Annotated in this window: 18 protein-coding genes and 3 pseudogenes; all 21 read right to left on the bottom strand. The window is 30.4% G+C overall.

Annotation, left to right across the window (positions count from 1 at the left end; translation table 11 throughout):
- Nucleotides 1–29 precede the first annotated feature (29 nt).
- Nucleotides 30–1,499: a PIN-like domain-containing protein gene (locus tag GKG01_RS06300; RefSeq protein ID WP_001105422.1), complete on the bottom strand. Its 1,470-nt coding sequence runs from the start codon at nt 1,497–1,499 to the stop codon at nt 30–32.
- Between the two features lie 17 nt (nt 1,500–1,516).
- Nucleotides 1,517–1,840, bottom strand: a pseudogene (locus GKG01_RS06295) (ClbS/DfsB family four-helix bundle protein); the annotation flags it as partial.
- A 32-nt stretch (nt 1,841–1,872) separates the two neighbouring features.
- The gene (locus tag GKG01_RS06290) at nt 1,873–3,021 is read right to left on the bottom strand and encodes an IS3 family transposase (RefSeq protein ID WP_347233094.1); all 1,149 of its coding nucleotides are present in this window, start codon (nt 3,019–3,021) and stop codon (nt 1,873–1,875) included.
- Between the two features lie 56 nt (nt 3,022–3,077).
- A pseudogene (locus GKG01_RS09305) lies at nt 3,078–3,380 on the bottom strand (transposase); the annotation flags it as partial.
- Between the two features lie 41 nt (nt 3,381–3,421).
- A pseudogene (locus GKG01_RS06280) lies at nt 3,422–3,637 on the bottom strand (ClbS/DfsB family four-helix bundle protein); the annotation flags it as partial.
- Nucleotides 3,638–3,698: 61 nt separating this feature from the next.
- Entirely contained in the window at nt 3,699–5,489 is a 1,791-nt protein-coding gene (locus tag GKG01_RS06275) for a VirD4-like conjugal transfer protein, CD1115 family (protein ID WP_154271838.1), read from the bottom strand.
- Nucleotides 5,482–6,216 carry a phage antirepressor KilAC domain-containing protein gene (locus GKG01_RS06270; protein WP_154271837.1) on the bottom strand — a complete coding sequence of 245 codons (735 nt, stop codon included), beginning with the start codon at nt 6,214–6,216 and terminating at the stop codon, nt 5,482–5,484. The genes GKG01_RS06275 and GKG01_RS06270 overlap by 8 nt, the downstream gene beginning before the upstream one ends.
- Complete coding sequence (locus tag GKG01_RS06265) at nt 6,213–6,698, bottom strand: PcfB family protein (RefSeq protein WP_002839711.1); 486 nt, start codon at nt 6,696–6,698, stop codon at nt 6,213–6,215. Before GKG01_RS06265 ends, GKG01_RS06270 begins: the two co-directional genes overlap by 4 nt.
- Nucleotides 6,691–7,518: an ATP-binding protein gene (locus GKG01_RS06260; RefSeq protein WP_154271836.1), complete on the bottom strand. Its 828-nt coding sequence runs from the start codon at nt 7,516–7,518 to the stop codon at nt 6,691–6,693. Before GKG01_RS06260 ends, GKG01_RS06265 begins: the two co-directional genes overlap by 8 nt.
- Nucleotides 7,515–8,288, bottom strand: coding sequence for a replication initiator protein A (locus tag GKG01_RS06255; RefSeq protein ID WP_154271835.1), 774 nt, complete (start codon nt 8,286–8,288; stop codon nt 7,515–7,517). Before GKG01_RS06255 ends, GKG01_RS06260 begins: the two co-directional genes overlap by 4 nt.
- An 83-nt stretch (nt 8,289–8,371) precedes the next feature.
- Complete coding sequence (locus GKG01_RS06250) at nt 8,372–8,653, bottom strand: CD1845 family protein (RefSeq protein ID WP_154271834.1); 282 nt, start codon at nt 8,651–8,653, stop codon at nt 8,372–8,374.
- A gap of 63 nt (nt 8,654–8,716) precedes the next feature.
- Nucleotides 8,717–10,627 (bottom strand): lysine--tRNA ligase, encoded by a 1,911-nt coding sequence (lysS, locus tag GKG01_RS06245; RefSeq protein ID WP_154271833.1) that lies wholly within the window; start codon nt 10,625–10,627, stop codon nt 8,717–8,719.
- Between the two features lie 2 nt (nt 10,628–10,629).
- Nucleotides 10,630–11,109, bottom strand: coding sequence for a transcription elongation factor GreA (gene greA, locus GKG01_RS06240; protein WP_094207265.1), 480 nt, complete (start codon nt 11,107–11,109; stop codon nt 10,630–10,632).
- Between the two features lie 83 nt (nt 11,110–11,192).
- On the bottom strand, nt 11,193–12,125 hold the full coding sequence (gene dusB / locus GKG01_RS06235; protein WP_154271832.1) for a tRNA dihydrouridine synthase DusB: 933 nt from the start codon (nt 12,123–12,125) through the stop codon (nt 11,193–11,195).
- Nucleotides 12,118–12,906, bottom strand: coding sequence for a type III pantothenate kinase (locus GKG01_RS06230; protein WP_110058073.1), 789 nt, complete (start codon nt 12,904–12,906; stop codon nt 12,118–12,120). Before GKG01_RS06230 ends, dusB begins: the two co-directional genes overlap by 8 nt.
- A 5-nt stretch (nt 12,907–12,911) precedes the next feature.
- Entirely contained in the window at nt 12,912–14,510 is a 1,599-nt protein-coding gene (locus GKG01_RS06225; protein WP_154271831.1) for a CTP synthase, read from the bottom strand.
- Between the two features lie 14 nt (nt 14,511–14,524).
- On the bottom strand, nt 14,525–16,579 hold the full coding sequence (locus GKG01_RS06220; RefSeq protein ID WP_154271830.1) for a glutamine synthetase III: 2,055 nt from the start codon (nt 16,577–16,579) through the stop codon (nt 14,525–14,527).
- Nucleotides 16,580–16,693: 114 nt separating this feature from the next.
- Nucleotides 16,694–17,158, bottom strand: a complete 465-nt coding sequence (locus tag GKG01_RS06215) for a DUF5673 domain-containing protein (RefSeq protein WP_094207269.1) — start codon at nt 17,156–17,158, stop codon at nt 16,694–16,696.
- On the bottom strand, nt 17,158–19,071 hold the full coding sequence (gene ftsH, locus GKG01_RS06210; RefSeq protein WP_154254609.1) for an ATP-dependent zinc metalloprotease FtsH: 1,914 nt from the start codon (nt 19,069–19,071) through the stop codon (nt 17,158–17,160). The genes GKG01_RS06215 and ftsH overlap by 1 nt, the downstream gene beginning before the upstream one ends.
- On the bottom strand, nt 19,071–19,631 hold the full coding sequence (hpt, locus tag GKG01_RS06205) for a hypoxanthine phosphoribosyltransferase (RefSeq protein ID WP_154254607.1): 561 nt from the start codon (nt 19,629–19,631) through the stop codon (nt 19,071–19,073). The genes ftsH and hpt overlap by 1 nt, the downstream gene beginning before the upstream one ends.
- Complete coding sequence (gene tilS / locus GKG01_RS06200; RefSeq protein WP_154271829.1) at nt 19,621–20,976, bottom strand: tRNA lysidine(34) synthetase TilS; 1,356 nt, start codon at nt 20,974–20,976, stop codon at nt 19,621–19,623. Before tilS ends, hpt begins: the two co-directional genes overlap by 11 nt.
- Nucleotides 20,977–21,004 lie beyond the last annotated feature (28 nt).

Below are 21,004 nucleotides of genomic sequence, written 5' to 3'. Positions count from 1 at the left end.
TTACTGCTTTAATAAAATATCCTATATTATTAATCATTAAATGAACAATCTCGACAAATACCACCTACATCTTCTCGCCTATCCTTAAATCCCTTTCCACATTTAGAGCAAATAAATGCATAATCATTATTGTAATTCTCCTCTTCTAAATAAGAGTCATCGTAGTCTTCTTCATTTTTGTTTATAGAATCTTGATCTATCTGAATTTCAATTATTTCAATATCTGTATATTCTTTATCATTATTAATATAAAAAGAATCTTCTTCGATATCATCTTTATTAATTAATCTTGTGACATTAACTATGACACTTCCACTAAATTCTTGTTCTATTGGTGGTGATTGTATGACTTCTTTTGTATCATCATCACGTCCCCAATAATCAAAGGATACACAACTTAAATTTATTAAATATTCTAGCTCATAAGTTATACTAACAATCTCGTCTGTAAACTCTTCATAAGTATCTAATATCTCATTGAATTCACAATTATTTATATCTAATTCTTCAATACCCTCACTTCCAATAACATACGATTCTAGATAATAATAGTTGTTATTATAAATACTGTCAACTATATCATTAGAAATATCTTGTTTTACTCTTTCTACATATGACACATCTTTTCTATTTAAATCTACATAAACATTAAAATCATATCTATCATATACTTTTGAAGCGAAATTCTGAAACATTCCTGTTGTTAAAAATTCAATATTTACATTTGGATTTTTTTCTTTAAATTCACTTAATAATTTATCGTGAACTACTAAATTATCTTGACTATCCTTACTCCACCAGTCTTCTTTTATATCATTCGTAATAAAAATAATATCTTTTACTGATTTTTCAACTGGTAAATCTAATATCTCTTTCCAAACAAATAAATCTCCAAATTTTTCAACTCCATCTTTATTAATGTCCTCATATCCAGGCGGAATTTTATATTTATACCTAAGTTCACCCTCTCTAATAATTTTTAATTGTTCACTAAACCTTATCCTATTACCTATCCTATTATTTTTTTCTAAATATGAAATAAGATTATCTATATCTTTAATTATTTCAGGAGAATCTGTTGTTATTTCATCATATTCAATACCAACACTATTTTTATAAGATTTGATTATTTGTTTTAATTCAACTAACTTGTTATTTAAATCATTCTCCAAATTTTTTCTTCCAAAATAATTATATTTAGATGATTTAATCAAGACACTCTCTAAATTTTTTTGACTCCTTTCAATTACTCTTAGTAAATCTTTTTCAAAATTTTGATACTTTTTTTTCAATTGTCCGAATACGCTATATTTATTTTTATTAAATTCTTTATACACTTGATTCGGAATCCATATTAAATCCTTACACTCCTTGAAAATTTCTAATATGTTTTTGCTACTGTATAATGAATATCGAGCTAAGTCAAGTATTACATTTGTATCTAATACTATTATAGAGGTTTTTCTATTTATTATTTTTTTAAATTTTTCATAATTCAATTAAAGCACCAACCTTATTATTTAATTACATTCACAAAATTATTAAGTTTTTTCCATTTTCTAATCTTAGTCCTAAATGTTCCAAATGGTGCTACTGTATTTACATGGATAAATTTATATACTTCCCAAGTTGCAGTTTTTGTTGCTTCATCTGCCCATTTTCTCATATGTGGTTTAAATAATTCTTCCTCTGTAAGATTATCTATCAAAGAGTAAATATCTTCTATATTCTGTGATAGTTGTTCTTTTAATTCCTTTAACGATTTATGAGCATAGGTATCTGTAAACCATTGATACAATTCTCCAAGTTGATTCCACTTAAATTTGTCAGATGGCGTTTTATGGTACTCCTAAAAAGTTGTACTTCTAATTCTCACTTACAAACATACGAGTTGGCGTGATTTTTAGTTGTTGATCCCTTTTCTATAGAAAAGGGCAATTTATTAAATTTCACGCTTTCTTTGTTATTTTCCTTGCTTAACCTATATTCAACTGGGCTCATATATCCAAGCTTTTCTTTTATTCTTTTATGGTTGTAGTAGTCTATATATTCTATTATTGCTTGTTCTAATTCTTCATAGCTATAGAATGTTTTTTTGTTGTACATTTCTTGTTTTAATAATGAGAAGAAGTTTTCCATTATTGAGTTGTCTAGACAATTGCCTTTCCTTGACATTGATTGGGTTATTCCATGGTCTTTTAACTTATTTACATATCTTGGTATCTGATACAACCATCCTTGATCTGAATGATAGATTACATCTTTTTGGTCTTTTGTTACGTCTAATGCTTTATCTAGGGCTTCTTCTACTGCTTTGTAGTTTGGATTCTTTCTTATTGAGTAGCTTATTATTTCGGAGTTGTACATGTCTAGATATGGGTTTAGGTAGGCTTTCTTTATTTGATAGGTCCCAGATTTATCCTTTTCGTAGTATTTGAATTCTGTTGTGTCTGTTGTTATCTTTTTGTGTGGTTTATCTGATTTAAAGTTTCTGTCTATTATATTGTCTGCTACTTCTCCTACTTTTCCTCTGTATGAGTTGTATCTTCCGTTTCTCTTATGATATGTTTTTACTTGAAGATTGTTTTCTTTTATTATTCTGTGAACTTTCTTTATATTTATTTTCATGCCTATTACTTGGATTAGATATCCATGGATTCTTTTACATCCCCAATCTTCGTGTTCTTTTCTTATTTCTAGTATTTTTTCTAGGATTTCAGAATCTGGATTTTCTTCTTTTTCTTTTCTTTGCCAGTACATGTAGGTTGATCTACTTATTTTTACTACTGTTAGTATGTCTTTTAATTGATATTTCTCACGGAGACTGGTTATGACTTTGCAGATTGATCTGGTTTGTTTATATTTTTTATCGCATCTTTCAAGTCTTCTTCTAATTCCAGCCTCCTGAGCTCTTTTAAATAGTCGTTCTCTATTCTTAGATGGAGGTTTTCTTCTAGTAGTTCTTGTATTTCTTTTTTGCTGTAGTCTTTTTTCTGATTGATTTTTTTCATGCTTAAATATTCTTCCTTTAGATCGATTGTCAGATTGATTTTAGGGAAGCTTTTTTCTTTTTGAAATTTTCTTACCCAATCACTTACAGTCTTTGGGTCTCTGATTTCAAATTTATCAGCAATTTCCCTAAAGTTTAAATCTTCTGTTAAAGCATATTTTATCACATTTTGCTTTAACTCTAAAGGATATTGTTTACTTTTAGAACTCTCTATCCCGCTTGTTCCATAAAGCTTGTATTTTCTGATCCATTCTCTTATGCTCTTGGGACTTTTTATATCATATTTTATTGCTAATTCATTTAGACTTATTTCTTTTTCTTCGTATTCTTTTATGACTTTTTTCTTTAGTTCTATACTATATTTTCTCATGTAGCCTCTTTTCTAGCTACAACTTTTGGGGGGTACTACATTCTAACCTCAATTCCCTTTTTTTCATCTTCTTCCCATTTCAAAACTAAAGTTGTCCAACCTACTTGATAGGCAAGATTTTCAGCTGGTGTCCTATCAACTTGATCTACTCTTTTATCTTTTAATTCTTCTGGGATATTATCAAACTCTGAAATATATTTTCCAAAAGTTTTCTTTATCTCATTTTTTAATTCTTCCTTACTTTCATAAGACCTCATATGCCTACCTCCATGGTTTATATAGATATTATACCAAAAATATTTTTATCCTAGGCTTAATTCATAATCTTGTAATCAAACTGTTCCTGTTTATTTTTATTTTATCTCTATTTGTTAAATACTCTTCCACATCAAACAAGTTTTTCTTATCATAATCTTCCAACAACTTGTAATTCTTATGCTTTGTAATATCGAATTTATCAGATAGAAAAGGTCTTACTCCTCTTAACTGATAAATACACTTACCGCCATCCATTACAGTTATTTCATCTTGACTCATAAGTTCCTTGCCAGTTTTTTGGTAATTTAGACCAAAAGATTTTTGATTGGATCTTGTTTCTGATGTGTTATATAGGTCTATGGTTTCTTTTCCTAAGGTTTCTGATAACTCTTTTACTGTTGTTTTTTCTTTTCCTCCTAGAAAGAGTGTTGAGTCACAGTTACCAACTATTGTATCTGTATGGTCTTTGTAAATTGCTTTTAATTGAGATTGTGCTTGCAGTATTATGCTTGCTGATATTTCTCTTGAACGAATTGTCGCAATCAGTTTTTCAAATTTAGGAATCAAACCAATATTTGCAAACTCATCAAGTAGACACCTAACATGAACTGGAAGTCTTCCACCATACACATCATCTGCCTTATCACATAGTAGATTAAATAATTGAGAATACATTATTGAAACTACAAAGTTAAAGGTATCATCTGTATCTGATATTATTACGAATAAAGCAGTTTTTCTATCTCCAATTTTATCAAGTTCTAATTCATCTTCACTCATTAGCTCTCTAAGCTCTCTTATATCAAAAGGAGCAAGTCTTGCTCCACATGAAATTAGAATTGACTTAGCAGTTTTTCCTGCTGCAAGCTTATATTTCTTATATTGCTTAACTGCAAAATGACTTGGGTCTTTCTTTTCAAGAGCTTCAAAGAGCCTATCAATTGGGTTCATATAGGTTTCGTCATCTTCTCTAACCTCACTTGCGTCAATCATATCCAAAAGTGTCTTAAAGTTCTTTTCTTCTTCTGGTGCTTCATAATAGATATAACCGATAAGGGCAGTGTAATATAGCTTCTCAGCCTTTACCCAGAAATCTTCTCCTGCCTTTTCTCCATCTCCCTTAGTATTTGCAATTATAGTTTGGACAAGCTTTAAAATATCTTTTTCACTTCTCAAATAAGCAAATGGATTATATTTCATAGATTTTTTAAAGTTTATTGTGTTTAATATCTTTATGTCATATCCATTTTCATAAAGCATTTTTCCACACTCTAACACAAGTGTCCCTTTAGGATCTGTTACTACATAGGAAGAGTGCATTTGCATTAGATTTGGCTTTACATAAAATCTTGTCTTACCTGATCCAGAACCACCTATTACTAATACATTTTTATTTCTAGCATATTTAGGGTTTTTAGGTCTTGAGTTCATTGTTAGTCTTTCGGTATTAGTTATGAGAACATTGTTTTCAAACTTAGGGTCAATATATGGAGCAATATCCTTACTTTCTCCCCATCTTGCAGATCCATATTCCTTGCCTTGCCTATATTTCTTTTTGTTTTTACCTTTGCTGTAAACAATTAACTTAACAAGACCAGCAACTGAAATACCTACTAACAAGTCCCTTGGATTAAGGCTTGGTATATAAGATAAAGTTCCTATATCAGAAATTCCCACCATTATTTTATCAATAATATCTCCTCCTACATAAGAATTGATGTGCTTAGAAAAGATATTTCCAATGTAGAAGAATGATAGATAGGGAATGTTTGATAATATAAATTTCTTTGGGTTGTCTATTTTAATTAGGTTTTTAATATCAGAAAGAATGGCTTCTAATATCTTATTCATCGTAGAAACCTTCACTATCTAATAAAATTAGTAGGTAGTGTCTTCCCTTTGGTGTTATTAATGTTTGTATTCCTACAAGTGTACCTAGTGGATCAATCCATTCTTTTACTTCAAAATATCCCTTGTTCTTATCTGCATAAGGTAAGAGTTTCTTTTTCTTATCTCTGTAAATTAATCCCTTATCCATTAGAAAACTTATAAATTGATTTTGTGGTATTCCTAACTCTTTGGCAGTATTTCTAAAGTTTGTAAGTAGGTTATAATCTACTAATTTGTCATAATAGTCTGCCTTTGGTCTTAATTCTTCAATCTCTTCTTCTCTCTCGGCAATAATTCTATTGGCTACCAGAATTGCATCTGCAAGTAACTCTTCATTAGTTTTCTTTTCTTGCCCTACTATATATCCCCCGTTTTTTCTAATACTTGGTAAGACTTCTCTCGTTACCCAAGCTTTGAATATTTTTGCTTGTGGTAGTTTTGATGAAAGGATAAGTGAATACAATCCTGATTCATTAATTATTGAAATATTCTGTATTCCTCCAGGGGTGTTCCATTTCGTTACACCCTTATCTTCCTCATCTACATGGTCATAAACAGCTTTTCTTGGATTAACATATCCTAACATAGTTGCTACTTCATTTGCTATAAAGAAAAACTCACCGTCTTTTTCTATAACAGTGAGTTTCCCAAAATTCTGATTTTCAAATGTTTTTAAATTACTTATCATAAGCTTTGCTCCTTATGTTTATTTTTAACTTTATCTTTACTAATGGTGTCCTTAGCCATATCTTTAAACTTATTTATAGTCTTCGTTATTGAATCTTTTCTATCGGCCTTTTTTTCAGAAGCCTTAACTGCTTTTTTAAAGGCGTGTTCCATTACTTTTATATCCTTAGATTGAAAAAACACAGAGTGGTTACCAGTTTCCTTATCTTTCATAACAGAAAACTTCACTCCGTGTTTGTTTAAAATTTTCTTTAATTCTTTTAACTCAGGATCTTTTAGATTAATTTCTTCCAACTGTCCCTTTTTAACCATATCTTTTAGTTTTACTTCTTCTCCGTTATTTTTTATTACATTTTTCAAACCTCCTTGTTCTTCTATTTGCTTGTGTACTTTCTTTAAAGCATCAAGAATTGCTTTACTTGTTGCTTTTGCAAGTCTTACTTCAAGATTAAGACTTGACCTAGATACTTCTTCATTAATCATCTATTCCACCTCCATATAAAAGTAACTCTTTGTATTTTCTTAACTTCTCTTGATGGATTTTTCTTCTAAAATCTTCGCCTGTAACTTTAACTGGTATTGTCATTTCAAGTATTCTTGAATATATCCTCTGATACTCAAGTTCAATATTAGGATTTTGAATAATTTCCAATGATAAGTTTGTAGTAAAAATTGTCGGCCTTCCTTTTAAGTATCTTGAGTTTATAATGTTATATACTTGCTCTCTTGCATAAGATGTATCCCTTTCAATTCCAAGGTCATCTAATATTAACAATGGAATATTAGAGAGGTTACTGATAATTTCATTTGAATCTAGCTTAAATGCTGATTTTTGTATTTGATTTATAACCTGAGATAAATTCATAATCTTAACTTTAACTTGTTTTCTTTCGATTAATTCATTTGCAATAGAACAAGCAAGATAAGTCTTTCCACTACCAACATCTCCATAAAATAAAAGTCCAACATTGTCTTCCTTCATTTGCTCAAAACTTTTGGCATAATTATAGGCAACCTTATAGGCTTGACCTTTTTCATTTAGGAATTTCTCAAAAGTATATTGGTGTTGGAGCGGCGATGAAAAACAATCTCTTTTCAATGACGATATTTTCATCAGTCTTTCTCTTTCTTCATTTTCCTTATCTCTCTTTATTTCACATTCACATTTAATTATGGGAATAAACTTTGTAAAGCCAAGGTCAACTAATTCTCCATCTACTCTTTTATCACATACCTTGCAATAGATATGTCCATTTCTTTCAATATCATTTTCTCTTAATACAAAATCTTTTAAGCTTTTCATAAACTCTCTCCTATATCGTAATTCATTTTTCTTGTTGTATTATCATTAATGTTTTTTGCCTGATCATTAAGATACCAGTTAATTATTGTTGCCTTGTGATCTTGATACACTCTGTTATTTGCTTTCATATATGACGACAATCTATCAATGTATTCATTAATTCTACTTCCTAACTCATTTGTTAAGTCCTTATATTCTTCATCAGTCAAAAATATGTTTTTATATATTCCATAAGATTTTTGCCCTTTACTAAAATCATTATTTCTTAACTCATTATTATTAATATTGTTATAGTTACCTTCCGATTTTCGAAAATCTTGACTTTCGATATTCGAATCTCTTGAATTTCGATTATCGAACTTCTGGAATTTTGTTTTTCGAACTTCTTGATTTTTTAATTCCATATTATTAAATATGCTCATAAAGTCTTTAACATAAATTCTGTTAGGCTTTCCAAGTCCTTGTCTTTTCTTTTCAATTAGTCCTATCCCTGATTTAATATCAAGTTCAGCTATTAATTTATTTGCTTTTTCACTTGCACAATTAAATTGCTCTTTTATGCTTTCTATTGTGTAGTAAATAAAAACTTTTCCATCTTCATCTATCCAGCCATTTTTATATGAAAGACCCATTCGATTAAGCATATATGAATACAAAACTTTAGCTTCAATAGAAATGCTCTCAAAAATCTCATCTTCCATTAATACCATAGGTAACCTAATGAAGTTATACATCTCAGATTGCCTATTATAAAAATAATCAAAATTCATTCCTACCTCCTCTCTTTAAAATAAAAAAAGACGACAGAATTATTGCTTTCTATCGTCTACGGTTGTCTTATATTTATTTTTCTTCAAATTGATTTTATTGTATAGTTTAATAATTCTAATAATCCAATAACATATATACCTAATTTAGGTAATCCAAATGGACTAAATAAAAATGCTAATATTAGTGCTTCAATTACAATTTGCTTGCCTCCTTGAAAAATGCTAGCTATTCCAATTATAAAAATCAAAGTAGAAACTACGCTTAACAACGCAGTACTCAAACTTAATATGAAGGTTAAAAAAGCTATGAGCAAACTCAACACTAATCTTATCGGTAATAAAATTATTCTAATTATCCATCTCATACATACTCCTAAAAATTAAACTGGGATTCATAACAAACCCCAGTTTCATAATTAGCGTGTCCTTTAATATAATTTTGATCCTGCTGGAATATTATCATCCAGCATTATTAAGTTAAGTTTTTCTTCACCGTCATACTCACAAATTGCAGATATAATCATACCTTCTGAGTCGATTCCCATCATCTTACGAGGAGGAAGATTACAAATTGCAAGTAGTGTCTTTCCAATTAAGCTCTCTGCGCTGTAATATTCCTTAATACCAGATAAAATAACTCTTTCTTTTTCAGAACCATCATCTAATGTAAATTTCAAAAGTTTTTTTGACTTAGGAACTTCTTCGCAGTTTTTAACCTTTACAACTCTAAAATCAGATTTTGAGAAAGTTTCAAAGTCTACCATATCTTCAAATAATGGTTCAACTTTCACTTTTGAAAGGTCAATTTCTTCTGTCGTAAGTTTGTCGTAAGTTTCGTAAGTTTCTTTTGACAAACCCCCATTTTCTGCCTTTTCTAAGCCTATTGGCTTCATTGTTGGGAACAACATTATATCTCTTATAGATTCGTTGTTAGTTAACATCATTATAAGTCTATCAACACCAATTCCCAAACCGCCTGTTGGTGGAAGTCCTACTTCTAATGCATTCAAGAAATCATAATCCATCATTTGAGCTTCGTCATCGCCATTCTCTCTAGCTTCAACTTGCTTTAAGAATCTTTCTTTTTGATCTATTGGGTTGTTCAATTCGCTAAATGCGTTTGCGATTTCTTTTGTACATACAAATGCTTCAAATCTGTGAGTATATCTTTCATCATCTGGATTTCTCTTAGCCAATGGACTTACTTCAACTGGATGACCCAATACAAATGTTGGTTGAACTAATTTTTCTTCGCAGAAATGTTCGAAACATTCGTTGATAATTTCGCCACGTGACATATTGTCTGAGATTTCAACATTGTTTGCTTTGGCAACTTCACGAGCTTGTTCATCTGTTTCAATTTCATCAAAATTTATGTCTGCGTATTCTTTTATTGCATCAACCATTGTTATTCTTTTCCATGGTGGTGTAAAGTCTATTTCTGTTTCTCCAAATTGAGCCTTCATAGATCCATTAACTTTTTCACAAACAAAAGCAACTAATTGTTCTGTGATATCCATCATATCATTGTAGTCAGCGTAAGCTTGATACAATTCTATTGCCGTATATTCTGGGTTGTGAGTGTGATCCATTCCTTCATTTCTGAACATTCTGCCCATTTCATAAACTTTGTCGAATCCACCTACAATTAATCTCTTTAGGTATAATTCGTTTGCTATACGCAAATACATATCGATATCCAATGTGTTATGGTGAGTTATAAAAGGTCTAGCATTTGCTCCACCAGCTATTGTGTTCAAAATTGGAGTATCAACTTCTAAGAATCCTCTTGTATCCAAAAATTCTCTGATTGCTGAAATAATTTTAGATCTTTTTATGAATGTATCTTTGATTTCAGGATTCATAATTAAATCCACATATCTTTGTCTATATCTCAAATCCGGATCTTTTAGTCCGTGCCATTTTTCAGGTAATATTTGTAATGATTTAGATAATAAATCTACAGTTTTTGTTCTAATGGATACTTCTCCGCTTTGTGTTTTGAAGATACATCCTTCTACACCAACGATATCTCCGATATCCATATTTTTTACTTTTGCATAATTTTCTTCGCCTAATTCATTTACTTTATTAAATAATTGAATTCTGCCAACAGAATCTTGTAAGTCCATGAAGTTAACTTTTCCATGTCCTCTTTTACTCATAATTCTTCCGGCTATTTTAACTTCTTTTCCGTCAAATTCGTCAAAGTTATCTAGGATTTCTTTTGTATTATTAGCATTGTCAAATTTTTCATGAACGTAAGGATTTTCATTTGCATCTAATAATTCTTGTAACTTTTGTCTACGAATTTGTAGCATTTCGTTTAAATTTTCCATTTTTATCCTTTCTTGACAGTTAATACCTTTAATTCTACGATTCCACCTGGTGTTTCAACTGTAGTAGTGTCACCAACTTTTAGATTTAACAGAGCTTTTCCTGTTGGTGATTCATTTGAAATTCTACCTTCAAAAGGATCAGCTTCTGCTGTTCCTACTATTTTATATGTCATTTCTTTGTTTGACTTTAAATTTTTGTAAGTTACTGTTGAGCCCACAGTCACAACGTCTTTTTGATTTTCGTCATCTTTAATAACTTTTGCATATAATAGCAAGTTTTCAAGATAGTTAATCCTTTCTTCTACTTGCGCTTGTTCATTCTTAGCTTCATCATATTCTGCGTTTTCAGAAAGGTCGCCAAATCCTCTAGCAACTTTAATTTTTTCAGCTATTTCTGTTCTGCGAGTAGTCTTTAAAAACTCAAGTTCTTCTTTGTGTTGATCTAATCCTTCTTGAGTTAATAAAAATTCTTTATCTGCCATAATCTATTCTCCTTATTTTAACCATATATTCTAAAATTATATAACAAAAGGCATAATTGTCAAGTTTTCAGTATATGATTAAACTATTCATTTTTAAATTCATCTAGTATTTTGTATATTTCAACAAGGTCTGTCAATTGATTGATTTTGTTCTTAACTTTATTAGAATTTCTAAATCCTTTCAGATACCATTGAATATGCTTTCTCATTTCTAAAATCGCACGTTTTTCTTCATAAAATTCCAATTTCAATTGCATGTGTTTTTTGATTGTGTCGATAACTTCTTCTTTCGTTTTGATTTCATCATCACTAAAAATAAATGGATTTTGCATTGCACCTCTTGCCAACAAAACTCCATCGCAATTTGAGTATTCCATATTTTTTCTAATGTCTTCTTTTGTAAAACAATCGCCATTGCCAAATACAGGTATGTCTACATTTTCCACTAATCTTTTTATATGAGACCAATCAGCTTCTCCTGAATAAAACATTTTTCTTGTTCTAGCGTGAAGTGTAATATAATCTACTTTCAATCTCTCGCAAATTTGTGCCAGCTGCATGTAATTCATGAAATTTTCATCGATTCCAAGTCTGAATTTTACAGAAACTGGCAAATCAGTGTTGTTCTTACAAGCTCTGATAACATCTTCAGCTAAGTTCAAATCTCCCATTAAAGCTGATCCGTCACCGTTTTTGAAAATTTTCGGTGCAGGACATCCCATATTTATATCAATTGATTTGAAATTGTAATTTTCAGTCAGAAATCTAGTTGCATATGCAATGATTTCTGGTTCGTGTCCAAATATTTGAACAGATGTATTGTTCTCTCTTGGATCTGTATCTAAAAGTTTTTTAGTTTTCTTGTCATCATAGTAAAGTGCTTTGGCACTTATCATTTCTGTAAAGCACAACCCCGCTCCCAATTCTCCACAGATTATTCGAAATGGAATATCTGTAACTCCAGCTAATGGTGCCAAAAACAAATTACTATTTAAGTTTAATTTTTCTTTAATCATTTCTATTTAATTCGTTAATAATTTTTAAGCCATCTAAAGTGATTAGTTTGTCAATAATTGTAATGTACTTTGATTGTTTGGCAATCAAATAAGAAAAACCACCAGTTGCAATAATTGTAACTTCATCTTTTGTTTTGTGTTTTTCTTCTAGGATTTTTTCAATTATATAATCTATTAACCCTATAAATCCAAATACAACTCCTGATTGCATACTTTTTACGGTGCTATCTCCAATAACTTTATCCGGCATTTCTATTTCAATCTTTGGTAGTTTTGCAGTCTTCATAAATAATGCTTCTGATGAAATTGCAATCCCCGGAGCTATTGCTCCTCCCAAATATTCTTTATTTTCCGAAATATAGTCGAAAGTAATCGCCGTTCCAATATCTACGATAATAACTGGAGTAGAATATTTTTTACAAGCACTTACTGCGTTGATTATTCTATCTACGCCGACCTCTTTTGGACTTGCGTATTTATTAACTATTCCCGTCTTTATATTTTCATCTACTATCAATGGTTCAATTCCCAAATATTTTTTTACTGCTTTTGGTATAGTTGGCATCAGATTTGGTACTACAGAACCAATAATAGCTTCTTTTATATCAGATTTTTTAATATTTGAATATTCCAAAGCTTGTCTTAATGTTAGAGCGTATTCATCACTAGTTTTGTGCAAATCTGTGGATATTCTCCATTCAAAAATCAACTCATCATTTTTGAAAATACCCAATACAATATTAGTATTTCCAATATCTATTACAAGTAAAATATCTTCCACCTTCTTTATTTGTTTTCAATGGATGCTTTTATGAATCCATCGAATAAAGGATGAATTTTGTTAGGTCTTGATTTGAATTCCGGATGGAATTGGCAACCTAAGAAGAATTTATTTTGTGGTATTTCAAGCATTTCTACCAAGTTGTATTGGTCATTAATTCCTGAGAATACAACATTATTTTGTTCAAATTGTTCTCTGTAATCGTTGTTGAATTCATATCTGTGTCTGTGTCTTTCTTGAATAAATTCTTCACCGTACAATTCTTTTGCCAAAGATTTATCTTTCAAGTGACACTCGTAGTTACCAAGTCTTAATGTTCCACCTATATCTTCAATATCTCTTTGTTCTTTCATTAAACTTATTACAGGGTTTTTGCAATCAGCAACAACTTCCGCTGTATTAGCATCAGCTAAACCAAGTACATTTCTAGCGATATCTATTGCTGCAATTTGCATTCCCAAACAAATTCCGAAATATGGCATATTGTTTTCACGACAATATTTTGAAGTTTCAACCATTCCTTCCATGCCTCTGCCACCAAATCCGCCTGGGACGATAATACCATTCAATCCTTCGAATGATTCTTTTATATTATCTTTACTTAGTTCTTCGGAATTAATCCAACGTATATTTACTTTATGATTGTTTGCATATCCTGCATCTATCAAAGCTTGTTCTACAGAAAGATAAGCATCGTGAAGTTCTGTGTATTTCCCAACTAAACCGATATTTACAGTTTCAGTTGCTTTTCTGTAGTTTTCAATCATTTTTCTCCATTTTCCATCTTCTTCTACTTTGGATTTAAGTTTCATTTTTCTCATGATATATTTATCCAAATTTTGTTCTTGGAATTTCAATGGAACTTCATAAATGAAATCAACATTAAATGATTGAATAATAGCCTCAACTGGAACATCACAGAATAATGAGATTTTTTCTTTTAATTCATCTGTAACTATTCCCTCACTTCTAAGGATTATTACATTTGTTTTGATACCTAAACTCATTAATTCTTTGTAAGAATGTTGTGTTGGTTTTGTTTTTAGTTCATTGCTTCCAGGAATTGTTGGAACCAAAGTTGTATGAATGAATAATACATCTTCTTTTTCATTTTCAGCGTGGATTTGTCTGATTGCTTCCAAGAATGGCAATGATTCAATATCACCTACAGTTCCGCCGATTTCAGTTATAACAATGTCTGCTTGTGATTCTTCAGCTGCTTTGTACACTGCTTTTTTTATTTCATCAGTAATATGTGGAATAACTTGTACAGTTTTGCCGTTATAATCTCCACGTCTTTCTTTTTTGATAACGTCATTGTAGACTTTTCCTGTAGTAATGTTAGATCTTTGAGTTAATTCTTCGTTAATAAATCTTTCATAATGGCCTAAGTCTAGGTCAGTTTCTGCTCCGTCTTTTGTTACAAAAACTTCTCCATGTTGATAAGGACTCATAGTACCTGGGTCTATGTTTAAGTATGGGTCAAATTTTTGCATAAACACAGAAATCCCTCTGTCTTTTAGCATTCTTCCAATACTTGCTCCGCTAATTCCCTTACCTATACCAGAGACAACTCCTCCAGTAATAAAAATAAATTTACTCATTACTCCTCCTATAATTATATTAATGATGAATATATGTCTTGAATATCACACAAACTATAATTTTCTTTGTAGACAAATTTTTCAAGACCGTCGTGTATTTCTCTGATTTCTTCAATTAATGGACTAATTTCATATTGAAAATATTTAGCCTTTTCGTATTTAGATTCAAAATCAGATTTTTGTATCATTTCTTCCAAATTATTTCTCTTGTCAATGATTTCATTCAAACCATTTTTCAATTTTTCTTGTGTAGAATCCAAACTATTAATTCCACATTTTTCGATTAAATTGCTGTTTTGAATCAGTTGCTTTGAGAAAGCATTAATAACGAATTTATCTAACATATAAATCAAAGTCTTCGCTTCAATTTCATGAGTTGTTATTACATCTTCCAATCCAACATCGTAGATTGCATGTAATTCTTCCTCACTTAGTATACCACAAAAATCCTTGATAGATTCTTCTGAAATCAAGGAATACAAAGAATCAAAATAATGAACTAAATCCAATAAACCTCTCTTCTTAGCTTCTTCTCTCCATAGCTCTGTGTAGTTATCTTGTCTGTACAAAATATGTTTGTGATTTTTCAAAATATTGACAACTTCTGATTTAATAAATTGTTCTATATTCTCATTTTGAGATTTGAATTTTTCATATACTCTTTTAATTGCATTTGCATACATTGTATTTAAAACAATGTTCACATCACTTGCACTGTTTGAAGAACCTAACATTCTAAATTCAAATTTGTTTCCACTGAAGGCAAATGGACTTGTTCTATTTCTGTCTGTCATATTTGGTGGAATGTAATCAAATCTATTTATCGAAAATTCAGGATAATTTCTGACAATTTCTTCTTCATTCATAAGAGAGTTAAATGTTTCTTCAATATCTTGCCCCAAATCCATAGATATTATTGATGGAGGTGCTTCATCTCCTCCTAATCTATAGTCGTTGGACGTAGTTGAAGATGCGGATCTTAAAAGTGCTTGAGATTTGTCTACAGCTTCTATCAAACATGCTGTGAATATCAAAAATACAAGGTCATTTTCCATATCAGCTTTTGGTGAGAATACATTTCTACCGTGATTTGTAACTAAAGAGTAGTTGTTGTGTTTACCGGAACCATTTACACCTTTGAATGGTTTTTCGTGCAACAAGCATACTAAATGATGTTTTCTTGCAGTAGTTTTAAGTATTTCCATAACTAAGTGGTTATCATCTACAGAAATATTGGCGTTTTCAAAAAGAATTGCTACTTCGAATTGATTTGGAGCAACTTCATTGTGTTCAGTCTTAGCATATATTCCAAGTCTGAATAATTTCTCGTCAAAATCTTTGTAGAATGCTTCAACTCTTTGTGGAATTGAACCGAAATAATGGTCAGTAAGTTCTTGCGATTTGGGAGCTTGTGCTCCTAAAAGAGTTCTTCCTGTATTAATTAAATCAATACGTTGTTTATATACATTTTCATCTATAAGGAAAAATTCTTGCTCCAATCCGATTTTGACTTTCATTCTGTAACAGTGCTCATCAGAAATTTCGTTGTAAAGTTTTGTTGCATAATCTGACAAATAATCCAAGCTTTTAAGTAGTGGCAGTTTTTTATCCAGTGTAGTCCCATCATAAGATACAAATACCGATGGTATATACATAATATTATCTACAATAAAGGTGTTAGATGTGCAGTCCCAATAAGTATAACCTCTTGCTTCAAACGTAGATCTAATTGATCCTGTAGGAAATGATGAAGCATCTGGTTCTCCTTTAATTAATTCTTTTGCCGAAAATCTATTAATTGGAGTATTATCGTCTCCTCTATCCAAAAATGAATCGTGTTTTTTTGCTGTTAATCCATTTAACGGTTGAAACCAATGACAAAAATGAGTGGCTCCTCTTTCAATCGCCCATTTTTTCATCGCATGCGCAATTATCTCTGCTGTTTCAATATCAAGTAAATCTTCTTTTCTAACTGCGTTTTTCCATTTTTGATAAATCGGAAATGGTAATGAATCTTTCATTTGTTTTTTATCAAATGTGTCAATCCCAAAAATTTTGTTTGTATCCATAATACCTCCATGTATTAAAATAAAAAAAATTGGCAATCAAAGAAAGCCAATTTATGAAAAACAAAAATAGTGTTTTTTTTATTATATTTAATCACAGTTTTGTTGTCAAGTATTTTATTGTTTTTTCTTATTCTTTTTTATGATTACTTGCATTTCAGAAGCATCGCTTGGATTGATCGGAATAAGTTTGTTAGTAGCTTTGGAATTTTTCAAAGTTAATTCCAAAAATCTCTTATCTTTGGAGTATTTCCATTGTTTGATGTCTTCATATTCAGCCAAAAATCCATTGAAATAAATCCCTTTATCTGTGAATGAGATTTTTTCGAATGTTAAATAAATGAATATAACTCCAAGTAATATATAAATTAATGGGAACCATGTTTTTTGTTGGTAAAGATACAATAATCCCAATATTACAATTGAATATGATGCAACCATCATTAAAACTCTTTTTCTTTGGTTAAAGTTTTTGATGACTCTACCAATATTTTTTTTGACTTTGTATACATTGTACATTTGCTTCAATCCAAAAAGCAAAATCAATATATACATCACATTAATAATATTTTGTGCGCTCATTATTTCTCCTGATTTTCTATATTATTTTCTATTTCTTCGTCTTTTTTTCTTACATCAACTAATTCTTTTGGTTCATTTTCGTGAATTTTAGTCTTAGTGTATTTGTCAAATATAGCTTCGAATTCTTCTTGTCCAATAGTTTCTTTTTCTAAAAGCCTGTTTGCCAATGCATGTAACAAATCGATGTTTTCATTTAAAATATTTAAAGCTTTGTTGTACGCTTCATCGATTAGTTCTCTCATTTCAGAATCAATTTCATAAGCTATCTTGTCAGAATACTGTTTGTTCTTACCAAGCTCTTCACCTAAGAATACCTCAGCGTCATCTCCACCGTACATCATAGGTCCCAATCTCTTACTCATACCGTATTTTGTTACCATTGCATGTGCGATCTTTGTTGCTCTTTCAATATCGTTACTTGCTCCAGTGGAGATATCGTCAAGCACAACTTCTTCTGCTGCACGTCCACCTAAAAGCGAAATCAATTTATGTTGCATTTGTCTTTTAGTCATAAATTTCGCATCTTCTTGTGGAAGATATGCCGTAAATCCTCCGGCTCTTCCTCTAGGAATAATTGTAATCATGTGAACTTTGTCATTATCTTCCAAGAATCCGGATACAATCGCATGACCAGATTCGTGATAAGCTGTAAGCACACGTTCTTTTTCTATTACAACTTGTGATTTCTTTTCTGGACCAGCAACAACTTTTATAGATGCTTCTTTGAACACTTCATTTGAAATTTCTGCTTCATTATTTCTTGCTGCAAGAAGTGCTGCTTCATTGCACAAATTTTCCAAATCAGCTGGAGAAAAACCAGTAGTTGTTTTTGCAATATTCTCCAAATCCACATCTGATTTAAGTTTTTTGTTTTTTGTGTGAACTTTTAATATTTCTAATCTCTCTCTCACGTCTGGAAGTCCCACATAAATAGTTCTGTCAAATCTCCCAGGTCTCAACAATGCTTTATCCAAAATATCAGGTCTATTAGTAGCACTCATTACAATTACGCCTTCATTTTTTCCAAAACCATCCATTTCAACAAGTAATTGATTCAACGTTTGTTCTCTTTCGTCATGGCCTCCACCAAGTCCTGCTCCTCTTTTTCTACCTACTGCATCTATTTCATCGATGAAAATGATACAAGGAGCATTTTTCTTAGCTTGTTCAAACAAATCACGAACTCTCGATGCACCGACACCAACAAACATTTCGACAAAATCAGAACCAGAAATACTGAAAAATGGAACCTTTGCTTCACCTGCGACTGCTCTCGATAAATATGTTTTACCAGTTCCTGGAGGTCCCACTAACAAAACTCCTTTAGGAATTCTAGCTCCGATATCAATATATTTCGAAGGATTTTTCAGAAAATCTACTATTTCCATCAATTCCTCTTTTTCTTCTTTTAACCCCGCTACATCAGCAAACACAACCTTTTCTTTTGAATCTTGGTTGAGTTTTGCTTTTGATTTTCCAAAATTCATAGCCTTAGAATTTCCAGAGTTTTGTGTTTGATTCATAAACATAAACCAAATTATTCCAAGCCCGACTATAATTAATATGGTTGGCATTATATCAACATACCATGGTTTGCCAGGATCTTTTTCGGTCTTCAATACGATCTTGTTGTTTTCAACAGATTCCTTCAGATAATTATTGTAAAAAACTTCCCACATTTCTGGGGGCATATACATTCTAAAAGGAGTACCCTTGCTATCTTTTAGAACGCCTTTTATATCATTTCCTCTTGCAACAATTTCTTTAACATTATCTTTCTTGACATTTACAATCATTTCGTTGACAGTAAAATATTTTGTGCTCAATGTATTGTTTTGAGTCATAGTCACGAAAAAAGCTATTAAAATAATTGGAACAAGATAAATCGCTAAACTTTTAGTTACTTTTTTCATTAAATCTCCTTTTCATAAAAAGATTTCTTCAATACGCAAATATCTTCAATATTTCTAAATTGTTGTGCAAAATCTAATCCATAACCAACTATAAACTCGTTTGGTACAGTAAAACCTTTGAATTGAACATCAACTTCGTTAGTTCTTCTTTCAGGTTTATCCAAAAGACTCGCTATCTTAACTGATTTTGCTTTTCTATCCATTAAGTTTCGAACCAAGTAATTTAATGTGCGACCACTGTCCACAATATCTTCAACTATAAGGATATTTTTTCCGGCGATGTCTTCTTCCAAATCCTTGATGATTCTTACAGTTCCACTCGATTCTGAAGAATGTCCATAACTTGATACTGCCATGAAATCTATTCCAACTTCTAAGTCGATATTCAATGTTAAATTACTCATAAACATCGCTGCGCCTCTTAGAATACCAACTACGATAAGTTCTCCCTTATCTCTGTATTCTTCAGTGATTTCTTTTCCTAATTCTTCAATCCTTTTGTCGATTTCTGATTTTGGTATTAGCACCTTTTCGACTGCATCACATAAATTACTTTTCATAAGTCACCTCTATAACTAAAACTTCTTTGCTGTTAGAATTTTTCATGTACAAATTTGATCTTTTCAACGACAAAATGGCATATGTATTTTCTTCATCGCTCAAAATGGGATAATTATCGCGTTCAATTTGTAAAACTTTATTATCAATAAATACATCTTTAATTTTCTTGGTAAATCCCTTTAATTTAATTCTGTCTCCATTTTCTCTTCTTCGTAAAACAAGATTATGTGATAGAATTTTAGAATCAAATACCATTTTATTTCTTGAAGGTTTAATATTAGTATTTTTTGTTAGATAACTACTAATTTTAAAATCCCCAAAAATGATTGTCCCAAGTTCAAATTTGACACTTTGACTTTTTTTGTTGTCTACAATTTTCTTAATTATTACTTTATCATAACTTTTGAAAAAACTGTAGTCTTTAAATATATATTCCCTGCCGGTTTTTAAATCAAATAATTCTATAATATCATCTATATAAGCCATTCTAATATCTTGGTTAGACCCATTTAATTCAATTAAAAGTTTTCTAATTATATTTCTTTGAATAGAGATTTTTTCGATTTCAAATAATTTTACATCTATAGAATATTCACCATTTCTTTGACTAACTAATTTTTCGAATTTAAGATTAGTTATATCGTCAATTATTTCTTTTGAATCTTGTAAAATATTTATAGTCCTATATATCGATTCATTTATAGAATTATTGAAATTTTCTTGAATATATGGCAACATTTCAAGTCGAATTTTATTTCTTTTAACATCGGCTATGAAATTTGTTTCATCAGTTACATACTCAATATTATTGCTATCTAAATAATTTAGGATTTCATTTTTTGATACATCTAAAAGTGGTCTTATTACATTTTTATTTCGATATTGTATTCCACACAATCCATCAATTCCACTTCCCCTAAACAAATGTAAGAAAAAAGTCTCCACTTGATCGTCCAAGTGGTGTGCTACAGCAATCTTATTGAAATTCTCTGTTTCTAAAATTTTGTTGAAACAATTATATCTTAAAATCCTACCGCTGTCTTCCAAACTAATAGAATTATCGATGGAAAATTGTTTCATATCTACTTTTTTTGAAAAAAATTGAATATTTTTTTCTTCAGATATTTCCCTTGAAAAATTTTCATCTCGGTCAGCAGTAACTCTGTAAGAATGATTAATGTGGCATGTTTTTATCTCAAAACCTAAATCATCTTTTAGTTGGTATAAAACATTGAATAATAATACTGAGTCTGCCCCACCTGATAATCCTATCAAAATTTTGTCGTTCTTTTGTATTAAGTTTTCTCTGATGATAGTTTTTTTTATTTTGTGTATCAAATCCATAATAATAAAAAAGCCGCATAAATCTGCG

This window comes from Finegoldia sp. BIOML-A4 (assembly GCF_009679635.1).
GTDB lineage: Bacteria > Bacillota > Clostridia > Tissierellales > Peptoniphilaceae > Finegoldia > Finegoldia magna.
Note: the sequence above shows the minus strand (reverse complement) of the source record. Positions and strands in the feature narration are given on the sequence as shown.